The sequence below is a fragment of the Streptomyces sp. SID5785 genome, from assembly GCF_009870065.1.
Taxonomy (GTDB): domain Bacteria; phylum Actinomycetota; class Actinomycetes; order Streptomycetales; family Streptomycetaceae; genus Streptomyces.
Genome location: NZ_WWIA01000425.1, coordinates 1 through 9,422, shown reverse-complemented (window position 1 = coordinate 9,422; position 9,422 = coordinate 1). Strand labels below are relative to the sequence as shown.

The 9,422-nt window shown below is 75.0% G+C and carries 8 protein-coding genes and 1 pseudogene; 4 read left to right on the top strand and 5 right to left on the bottom strand.

The genetic code is table 11. The annotated features are described in order from the left end of the window. The 3 genes and pseudogenes from GTW43_RS13910 to GTW43_RS13900 form a co-directional block, all read left to right on the top strand. A pseudogene (locus tag GTW43_RS13910) lies at positions 1–479 on the top strand (Ppx/GppA family phosphatase); the annotation flags it as partial. A gap of 93 nt (positions 480–572) precedes the next feature. After that, on the top strand, positions 573–1,442 hold the full coding sequence (locus GTW43_RS13905; RefSeq protein ID WP_202501418.1) for a MoxR family ATPase: 870 nt from the start codon (positions 573–575) through the stop codon (positions 1,440–1,442). Then, entirely contained in the window at positions 1,439–2,794 is a 1,356-nt protein-coding gene (locus tag GTW43_RS13900; RefSeq protein ID WP_161302017.1) for a VWA domain-containing protein, read from the top strand. Before GTW43_RS13905 ends, GTW43_RS13900 begins: the two co-directional genes overlap by 4 nt. Positions 2,795–2,863: 69 nt before the next feature. Here GTW43_RS13900 and GTW43_RS13895 read toward each other — a convergent pair whose 3' ends face one another. Genes GTW43_RS13895 through GTW43_RS13880 form a run of 4 tightly spaced genes read right to left on the bottom strand, consistent with a single transcriptional unit; the run spans position 2,864 to position 7,641 of the window. After that, a complete protein-coding gene (locus tag GTW43_RS13895) occupies positions 2,864–3,982 on the bottom strand; it encodes an XdhC/CoxI family protein (protein WP_161302015.1) in 1,119 nt (372 codons plus the stop codon). Beyond that, a complete protein-coding gene (locus tag GTW43_RS13890; RefSeq protein ID WP_161302014.1) occupies positions 3,975–6,092 on the bottom strand; it encodes a xanthine dehydrogenase family protein molybdopterin-binding subunit in 2,118 nt (705 codons plus the stop codon). Before GTW43_RS13890 ends, GTW43_RS13895 begins: the two co-directional genes overlap by 8 nt. Next, positions 6,089–7,081, bottom strand: coding sequence for a xanthine dehydrogenase family protein subunit M (locus GTW43_RS13885; RefSeq protein ID WP_161302012.1), 993 nt, complete (start codon positions 7,079–7,081; stop codon positions 6,089–6,091). Before GTW43_RS13885 ends, GTW43_RS13890 begins: the two co-directional genes overlap by 4 nt. Continuing rightward, positions 7,078–7,641 carry a 2Fe-2S iron-sulfur cluster-binding protein gene (locus tag GTW43_RS13880; protein ID WP_161302010.1) on the bottom strand — a complete coding sequence of 188 codons (564 nt, stop codon included), beginning with the start codon at positions 7,639–7,641 and terminating at the stop codon, positions 7,078–7,080. Before GTW43_RS13880 ends, GTW43_RS13885 begins: the two co-directional genes overlap by 4 nt. 154 nt (positions 7,642–7,795) lie before the next feature. On the opposite strand from GTW43_RS13880, the gene GTW43_RS13875 reads away from it, so the two are divergent. Next, positions 7,796–8,476, top strand: coding sequence for a TetR/AcrR family transcriptional regulator (locus GTW43_RS13875; protein WP_161302009.1), 681 nt, complete (start codon positions 7,796–7,798; stop codon positions 8,474–8,476). Here the strand turns inward: GTW43_RS13875 and GTW43_RS13870 are convergent. Continuing rightward, a complete protein-coding gene (locus GTW43_RS13870) occupies positions 8,473–9,282 on the bottom strand; it encodes a LysR family transcriptional regulator substrate-binding protein (RefSeq protein WP_161302007.1) in 810 nt (269 codons plus the stop codon). The genes GTW43_RS13875 and GTW43_RS13870 overlap by 4 nt on opposite strands. Between the last annotated feature and the right edge of the window lie 140 nt (positions 9,283–9,422).

Sequence of the window (9,422 nt, the reverse complement as noted above, 5' to 3'; positions counted from 1 at the left end):
TGCGGGCCCTGCGCCGCCATGTGCGGCACCAACTGCGCGACGTGGCCGCCCGGATCCGCTGGGAGGGACCGCTCACGATGGCGGCGACGTCACGGACGTTCACGCAGCTGGCGCGGCTGTGCGGGGCGCCGCCCGGACGCCACGGCCCGTTCACGGAGCGCCGGTTGAGCCGCAGGGCGCTGCGCACGGCGATCGCCGACCTGTCGGTGCTGCCCGCGGCCGACCGCGCCGCGCTGCCGGGCATCTCGGCGCCGCGCGCCGCCCAGTCGCTCGCCGGGGCGGTCGTCGGGCACACCGCCATGAAGCTGATGGACGTCCACGAACTGACGCTGTGTCCCTGGGCGATCCGCGAGGGCATCCTGCTGCGCCGCATCGAGGGCGACGCCGCGTGGTGGTCGGGTTCCGCCGCCGGGCCGGGGCTGCCGGTGACGCGCGAGGCGCACCTGGAGCGCGGGCTGCGGCTCGCGGTGCCCCGGTGACGCGGTCCGACGTGACCTTCACCATGAACGGCCGCGGCCTCTTGTGGGCCGCGGCCAGCTGCTGATCAGCTGGGACTCCGATCCGTGTTCCCGCTGGAGGCCCCGTTGTTCGCGTCCGTGGACGATGTCACCGCGCGCCTGGCCGAGACCGGCTATCTCGCCTCGCCCGCGGTGGCCACCACCGTGTTCCTCGCCGCCCGGCTGGGCAAGCCGCTGCTGGTCGAGGGGCCCGCGGGCGTCGGCAAGACCGAGCTGGCGAAGGCGGTCGCCGCGATCACCGACGCCTCGCTGGTGCGCCTGCAGTGCTACGAGGGCGTGGACGAGTCCCGCGCCCTGTACGAGTGGAACCACGCGAAGCAGCTGCTGCGCATCACGGCCGGGCGGGACGAGACGTGGGACCGGACCCGCTCGGACATCTTCAGCGAGGAGTTCCTGCTCTCCCGTCCGCTGCTGACCGCGATCCGGGGCACCGACCCGAAGGTGCTGCTCGTCGACGAGATCGACAAGGCCGACGTCGAGGTCGAGGGCCTGCTGCTCGAGGTCCTCAGCGACTTCCAGGTGACGGTGCCGGAGCTCGGCACGATCACGGCGGAGCGCCGCCCGTTCGTGGTGCTGACCTCGAACGCGAGCCGGGAGCTCTCGGAGGCCCTGCGCCGCCGCTGTCTGTTCCTGCACATCGACTTCCCCGAGGCCGCGCTGGAGCGCCGGATCGTGTCCCTCAAAGTGCCCGGTCTCGACGGGGTCCTCGCCGACTCGCTGGTGCGGGTCGTCGGCGCGCTGCGCGCGATGGACCTGCGCAAGGCGCCCTCCGTCGCGGAGACCGTCGACTGGGCGCGCACCCTGCTCGCCCTCGGCGCGGACCGGCTCGACGAGGAGGTCGTGCGCCAGTCGCTCGGCGTCGTCCTCAAGCACCAGGAGGACGTGCGCACCGCCGCGGCCAAGCTCGACCTGGACGCCGTGTGAGCGGCGGCCCGTCGGTCGCCGAGCGGGTGACCGATCTCGTCCGGGCGCTGCGCACGCACGGGGTGCGGATCGGTACGGGCGAGAGCGTCGACGCGGCGCGGGCCGTCGCCGAGCTCGGTCTCGACAGCCGGGAGCACCTGCGCGAGGGCCTCGCGGCGGCGCTTCTGCACGACCGCGGCCAGCGGGCCGTCTTCGACCCGGTCTTCGACCTGTACTTCCCGCGCGGCGTCGGCGCCCCGGACGGGCCGGACGCCCCCTTCGACCGGGACGCCCTGCGCGACCGGCTCGCCGAGGCCCTCGCGGCGAACGACCGGGCGGCCCTGGCCGCGCTCGCCGCCGAGGCGGTCGAGGGACTCGGCGGCTACGGCTCGGCACCGGGCTCGGACGGCCATTCGGCGCACCAGACACTGGACCGGCTGCGCCCGCAGACGCTCCTGGCCCGGATCATGGCGGGCAGCGGGGCGAGCGGCGCGTTCACCGACCGCATCGCGGCCGACGAGGTGCGGGCCCGCATCGAGGACTTCCGCGAGCTGGTGCGGGCCGAGGCGCGCCGCCGGGTCGCCGAGCGGCGCGGCACGGACGCGATCGCGCGCCGGATGGCCGTGCGCACCGCGGACCGGGCCGACTTCCTGTACGCGGGCAAGGCCCAACTGGCAGAGCTGCGACGGGCCGTGCACCCGCTGGCCCGCAAGCTCGCCACGCGGCTCGCGGCGCGCCGCCGCCGGGCCGCCCGCGGCCGGATCGACCTGCGCCGCACGCTGCGCGGCTCGCTGTCCACGGGCGGCGTGCCGATGCGTCCGGTGCTGCGCAGGCGGCGCCCGGCCCGGCCCGAACTGGTGCTGCTGTGCGACGTGTCGGGTTCCGTCGCGGGCTTCGCGAACTTCACGATGCTGCTGGTGCAGGCGCTGCACGACCAGTTCAGCAAGGTCCGCGTCTTCGCGTTCGTCAACCGGACGGACGAGGTCACCGCGCTGATCGAGCAGGGCACGGCCGACCCGGACGGCCTCGCCGCCCGCATCACCGCGGAGGCGACCCTCACGGGCTGGCACGGCAGCAGCGACTACGGGACGGCGCTGGGCGAGTTCGTGGAGCGCTACGCGGCGGCGGTCGGCCCGCGCACGACGGTCTTCGTCCTGGGCGACGCCCGCAACAACCAGCAGGCGACGAACCTGGACGCGCTGCGCCGGGTGACGCGCGTGGCGCGCCGCACGTACTGGCTGAACCCGGAGCCGAGGTCCCTGTGGGACACCGGGGACTCGGCGGCCGGGGTGTACGGGGAGGTCGCCGCGATGTACGAGTGCCGCAACGCCCGGCAGTTGAGCGCCCTGGTCGGGCGGCTGCTGCCGGTGTGACCGAGGCCGCGGGCCGCCGGGACACCACCCGGAGGCGGCGTCCCGGCGGGGCGCGGGGTGCCGGGACGGTCAGGACCGGGCCCGGTGGATCGGCCCGGACCCGTCACTGAGCGGCGCCCCGGACCCACCGCGCAGCACCGCGACGATCTCCGCCGCGATCGACACCGCCGTCTCCTCCGGCGTCCGACCGCCGAGGTCGAGCCCGATCGGCGACCGGAGCCTGGCCAGTTCGGCCTCGGTCAGCCCCGCCTCCCGCAGCCGGTCCCGCCGGTCGCGGTGCGTCCGGCGGGAGCCCATCGCCCCGATGAACGCCGCGGGCCGCCGCAGCGCCTCCTCCAGCAGCGGCACGTCGAACTTGGCGTCGTGCGTGAGCACGCACAGGACGGTCCGCTCGTCGGTCCGGGTACCGCGCAGGTACCGGTCCGGCCACTCCACGACGACCTCGTCAGCCTCCGGGAAGCGGGCCCTGGTCGCGAACACGCCCCGCGCGTCGCACAGGGTGACATGGAACCCGAGCAGTTTGCCGACCCGCACGAGCGCCCCGGCGAAGTCCACCGCCCCGAACACGATCATCCGCGCCGGTGGCACGGACGACTCGACGAACAGCGCGACATCGCCGCCGCACCGCGCGGAGCTCTCCGGCACCGCGGCGACCCCGGTCCTCCCGAGGCCCAGCAGCGCGCCCGCCTGCGCGGCGAGCGCGGCGTCGTCCGCCGAGCCCAGGTCTCCGGCCGTCGAACCGTCGGGCCGCACCATGAGGAGCCGTCCGTCCGCGGGCAGCCCGCCGGGCCCGTCGAGGACCCGTGCCAGTGCCACCGGTTCGCCCCGCGCGGCGAGCGCGCAAGCCTCGGCGAGCGCCGCCCGGCCGGACGAGTCCGCCCGGACCGGGACGACGTGCACCTCGACGCTGCCCCCGCACGTGAGGCCCACCGCGAACGCGTCGTCGTCGCTGTACCCGAACGTCTCGCGGTGCGCGGCGCCGTCCTGCAGCGCCTGGGTGCACAGCTCGTAGACCGCGCCCTCGACGCAGCCGCCGGAGACGGAGCCGACGACCTCGCCCGCGGCGTCGACGGCCAGGGCCGCGCCCGGCGGCCGGGGCGCGCTGCCGCTCACCGAGACGACGGTGGCGACGGCGAACTCCCGGCCCTGCGCGGCCCATGTGCCGAGCGTGGCGGCGAGGTCAAGCATGCGGCGCGTCCCGCTCCGCCTCGGCGAGCAGCACCCGGTCGGGCCGGATCGGCAGGTCGCGGTGGCGGACGCCGGTCGCGTGGTGGACCGCGTTGGCGATGGCCGCCGCGGTGCCGACGATGCCGATCTCGCCGATGCCCTTGATGCCCACGGGGTCGTCGGGGTCCGGGTCGTCGACCCAGACGGCCTCGATCTCGGGCACGTCGGCGTGCGCGGCGACGTGGTAGCCGGCGAGGTCGGCGCCGACGTGGGCGCCGGACGCCTCGTCGCGGACGGCCTCCTCGTGCAGCGCCATCGACAGGCCCCAGGTCATGCCGCCGACGAGCTGGCTGCGCGCCGTGAGCGGGTTGATGATGCGGCCGGCCGCGAAGACGCCGAGCAGCCGCCGGACCCGTACCTCTCCGGTCGTCACGTCGACGGCGACCTCGGCGAACTGGGCGCCGAACGAGTGCCGTTCCTTCTGGGCGAGGGCGGCGATCAGGGCGGCCGTGTCGGTGCGGGCGGTGATGCCGTCGGCCGGGATCTCCACCCCGGCGACGAGCTTCTCGCGCAGGTCCGCGGCGGCGGCCATGACAGCCCAGCCCCACGAGCGGGTGCCCATGGAGCCGCCCGCGACCCAGGCGGGCCCGAAGTCGCTGTCGGCGATGCGGACGTGCACGCGCTCGGGCGTCACGTCCAGGGCGTCCGCGGCGATGGAGGTGAGCGCCGTGCGGGCGCCGGTGCCGACGTCGGCGGCGCCGATCCGCACGGTGTACGTGCCGTCCTGCTCGGCGGTGACGGTCGCGGTGGAGGGGGCCGCGCCGGAGGGGAAGGTGGACGCGGCGACGCCGGTGCCGATGAGCCAGCGGCCCTCGCGGCGGGCGCGTGGCCGCGGGTCGCGCTCCGACCAGCCGAAGCGGCGGGCGCCCTCCTCGAGGCAGCCGGTCAGGTTGCGGCTGCTGAACGGGAGGCCGGACAGCGGTCCGGCGTCCGGCTCGTTGCGCAGGCGCAGGGCGACGGGGTCCAGGCCGAGTCGGCCGGCGAGCTCGTCGACCGCCGACTCGACGGCGAAGGAGCCTGGTGCCTCGCCGGGTGCGCGCATCCAGGTGGGCGTCGCCACGTCGACGGGCGAGACCCGGTCCACGGTGCGCAGCGCGTCGGCGGCGTACATGGCGTGGCCGAATCCGGCGCTGCCCTCGACGAACTCGCGCAGGTTCGACGTGCGGCACTGGGCCTCGTGCTCGAAGGCGCGCAGCCGTCCGTCGGGGTCGGCGCCGAGCCGCACCCGCTGGATCGTGGGGCTGCGGTAGCCGGTGGTCGCGAAGACCTGGCGGCGGGTCAGTGAGATCCGGACGGGCCGCTGGAGCTCGGTGGCAGCCATGACGGCCGCGACGTGGTGGGCCCGCAGCCCCTTGGAGCCGAAGGCGCCGCCGACGTGCTCGGAGCGCACGTGCACCGTCTCGGGGTCGAGCGAGAAGATCCGGGCGAGGTCGTCGGCGACCCACTTGCTGCCCTGGTTCGCGTCGAAGACCTCGAGGCGGCCGCCCTCCCAGCGGACGGTGACCGCGTGCGGCTCCATCGCGGTGTGGTGCTGCTCGGGAGTGGTGTAGGAGGCCTCGAACACGACGGCGGACGCGGCGAGTTCGGCCGCGAGGTCACCCTTGGTGTCCTCGCGGCCCTCCGGGGTGTACGTACCGGGCCGGTCCGCGCTGAAGGCGACGTCGTGCGGTTCGGCCTCGTAGCTGACCGTGAGCGCCTCGGCGGCCTCGCGGGCCTGCTCGGAGGTCTCGGCGACGACGAGCGCGACGGGCCAGCCGGCGTGCGGCACCCGGTCGTGCTGGAAGACCTCGACGATCGGGTCGGGCTGGCCGAGCGCGCCGAAGAAGTCGGCGCTGACGCGCGGCGCGTTGCCGTGGTGCAGGACGGTCAGGACGCCGGGCATGGCCCGGACCTCCGCGTCCTCGACGGCGGTGATCCGGCCCCGGGTGATCGTCGACAGGACGAGCCAGCCGTGCGCGAGATCGGTGAAGGGGATCTCGCTCGCGTAGCGGGCCGCGCCGGTGACCTTGGCGTGTCCCTCCACGCGGGTGCGGGCGACGCCGACCGCGTCCGGTTTCGCCGTGGTCGTCATCGGGTGGCCTCCTCGGTGAGTTCGGTGAGCAGTGCCACGACGAGATTGCGCATGAGGGGCACCTTGTACGCGTTGTGCGGGAGGGGACGGGCGGCGGCGAGCTCGGCGTCGGCGGCGGCCGCGAAGGTCTCCCCGGTGGCGGGTGCGCCGATGAGGACGTCCTCGGCGGCGCGGGCCCGCCAGGGCCGGGAGGCGACCGCACCGAACGCGAGCCGTGCGTCCGTCACGGTGCCGTCGCGGACGTCGAGCGCGGCGGCCGCCGAGCCGATGGCGAAGGCGTACGAGGCGCGCTCGCGGACCTTGCGGTAGCGGGAGCGGGCGGCGACGGGCGCGGGCGGCAGGACGACGCCGGTGACGAGCGCGCCGGGCGGCAGGGCCGTCTCGCGGTGCGGGCTGTCGCCGACCGGGCGGTAGAAGTCGGCGAGCGGCAGTTCGCCGGGCCCGTCGGCGGTCTCGTAGGTGACGACGGCGTCGAACGCGGCGAGGGCGACGCCCATGTCGGAGGGGTGCACGGCGACGCAGTGGTCGCTGGCGCCGAGGACGGCGTGATTGTGGTGCTCCCCGGCGACGGCCGGGCAGCCGCTGCCCGGCACCCGCTTGTTGCAGGGCTTGCTGACGTCGGTGAAGTAGCCGCAGCGGGTGCGCTGGAGGAGATTGCCGCCGACGGTCGCCATGTTGCGCAGCTGGCCGGAGGCGCCGGCGAGCACGGCCTGGGTCAGGGCGGGGTAGCGGCGGCGCACCTCGGGGTGGGCCGCGAGGTCGCTGTTGGTGACGGTGGCGCCGATGCGCAGGCCGCCGCCGGGGGTGGGCTCGACGCGGTCCAGGGGCAGCTCCCGTACGTCGACGAGGCGGCCCGGGCGCTCGACGCCCGCCTTCATCAGGTCGACGAGATTGGTGCCGCCGCCGAGGAAGCGCACGTCGGGGTCGGCGACCGCGACGGCCACCGCGCCGGGGACGTCCAGCGCCCGCTCGTATCCGAACTCCCTCATGCGACGGTCTCCTTCGTGCCGGAGGTGCGCTGTGCGGCCTGCGCGACGGCGCGGACGATGGAGACGTACGCGCCGCAGCGGCACAGGTTGCCGCTCATGCGCTCGCGGATCTCCTCGGGGGTGAGCGGCGGGGGGCCCGCCTCGGGCCGGACGTCCTCGGTCGCGGCGGACGGCCAGCCGGCCGCGTGCTCCTCGAGGACGGCGAGCGCGGAGCAGATCTGGCCGGGGGTGCAGTACCCGCACTGGTACCCGTCGAGCTCGACGAACGCCTCCTGGACCGGGTGCAGCCGGTCCCCTTCGGCGACGCCCTCGATGGTCGTGACCTCGCGCCCTTCGGCGGCCACGGCGAGCTGGAGACAGGCGACGCTCCTGCGGCCGCCGACGAGCACGGTGCAGGCACCGCACTGGCCGTGGTCACAGCCCTTCTTGGTGCCGGTGAGATCGAGCCGCTCGCGCAGGGCGTCGAGCAGGGTGGTGCGGTGGTCGACGGGCAGGGTGTACTTCTCCCCGTTGATGTGCAGAGTGATGACGCTGGACGTGGCGGGGTCGGCCGGGGGCATGAACAGCCTTCTTTCGCGTGGTCTGGTGCGATGAGCTGGTGTGCGGAGGGCTACGGGGCCGAAGCGGACAACTGTCCGGTCTGAGGTTCAGTAACGTAATGGACAACTGTCCGCCCAGCAAGGACGTTTCCGCGCCACGGCCGAAGGAGGAGTTGTGAGCAACGAGCCGGGCGACCGCCCCGTGCAGCGCTCCGACGCGCAGCGCAACCGCGCCCGCATCCTCGAGGTCGCCCTGGTCGAACTGACCACGTCCGCGCAGACCCCGCTGAGCACGATCGCCCGCCGGGCCGGGGTCGGCCAGGGCACGTTCTACCGGAATTTCCCCAACCGTGAGGCGCTCGTCCTCGAGGTGTACCGCTACGAGGTGGAGCAGGTCGGCGCCGCGGCGGCGGAGCTCCTGCGCACCCGGCCGCCCGCGGTGGCCCTGCGCGAGTGGATGGACCGGCTGGCCCTGTACGCGATGGCCAAGGCCGGGCTCGCGGACGCGCTCTGCGCGGCGACGCGTGCCCGCGGCCCCTTCCAGCGCCTCGGCAAGGGCCCGCTGACACAGGCCCTGACCCTGCTCCTGACAGCGAACGAACGCGCGGGCACGATCAGGCCGGGCGTCGGTCCCGACGACTTCATGCTGGCGATCGCGGGGCTGTGGCAGCTCGACCCGCACGAGGACTGGCAGCCGCGCGCCGCGCGGCTGCTCGACCTGGTCATGGACGGACTCCGGGCCGGCGCACCCGGGCCCGCATCCGGGTCCGGGTCCGGGTCCGGGTCCGGGTTCGGGTCCGGGTTCGGGTCCGGGTTCGGGTCCGGGTTCGGGTCCGGGTTCGGGGACGTCTCCTAGGAACGCTTGCGGGGCTTGCCGCGCCGGGCGGCGCCGGTGCTGCCGGTTCCCTGCCGCGACCGGCCCGCGCCGCCGCCCGCCTTCTTCTGCTGCGTCTTCTGCTGCGCCTTCTTTCGGGGCTCCGGCCGGTCGTTCTTCTTCGGGCTCTTCGGGTTCTTCGGCTCCGGCTGGGTGCGGCCCCGCGAGCTGTTCACGGTGCGGCCCCGCACGATGCCGATGAAGTCCTCGACCTGGTCGGTGGTCCGCTCCTCCGGCCAGGCGAGCCCGATCGCGGAGCCGGGGGCGTCGGTCACGGTCCGGTAGGTCAGATCGCGCCGGTGGTGCAGCCGGGCGAGCGACTGCGGCACGATGACCAGGCCCACGCCGGCGGCGACCAGCTCGACCGCGTCGGCCGTGGTCGCGGGCCGCTCGAAGGCGGGCTGCCCGGGCGGCCGCTCCCAGTCGAGCACGTCGTCGAGCGGATGCTGGACGATCTCGTCCGCGAGGTCGTCCAGCGTGACCTCCTCGACGGCGGCCACGACGTGGTCCTTGGGCACGACGACGACGGTCGTCTCCGTGTAGAGCGGGATCGCGCTGAAGTACGTACGGTCCACGGGCAGCCGCACGAGTCCGGCGTCGGCCTCCCCCGCGCGCAGCACGCCGTCCACGTCGGCCGCCGCGACGGGCACGAGGGTCAGGGGGGTGTCGGGCAGCCGCTCGTTCCAGATCCGCACCCACTTCGCGGGGGTCGCTCCGGGTACGTAGGCGAGCCGGAAACCGGGGGTCGCCGTGGGGTCCGCCGCGGGGGTCTGCTCCGTGCCTGTCACGCGGCCAGGCTACCCGGCGTGGTCGGAGGTCTCCGCCACGCTCGATACCCTTGACCTCATGAGTTCGCACCAGAGCACCCAGACCATGAAGCCCGCCACCGCGGCGAAGAAGCTGGGTGTGTACCTCGAGGCCACCCCCA

Coding starts and splice junctions, on each gene's coding strand:
- GTW43_RS13890 (WP_161302014.1), bottom strand. CDS start 6,092: ATGACGACCACGGCGAAACCGGACGCGGTCGGCGTCGCCCGCACCCGC.
- GTW43_RS13895 (WP_161302015.1), bottom strand. CDS start 3,982: ATGCTTGACCTCGCCGCCACGCTCGGCACATGGGCCGCGCAGGGCCGG.
- GTW43_RS13880 (WP_161302010.1), bottom strand. CDS start 7,641: ATGCCCCCGGCCGACCCCGCCACGTCCAGCGTCATCACTCTGCACATC.
- GTW43_RS13885 (WP_161302012.1), bottom strand. CDS start 7,081: ATGAGGGAGTTCGGATACGAGCGGGCGCTGGACGTCCCCGGCGCGGTG.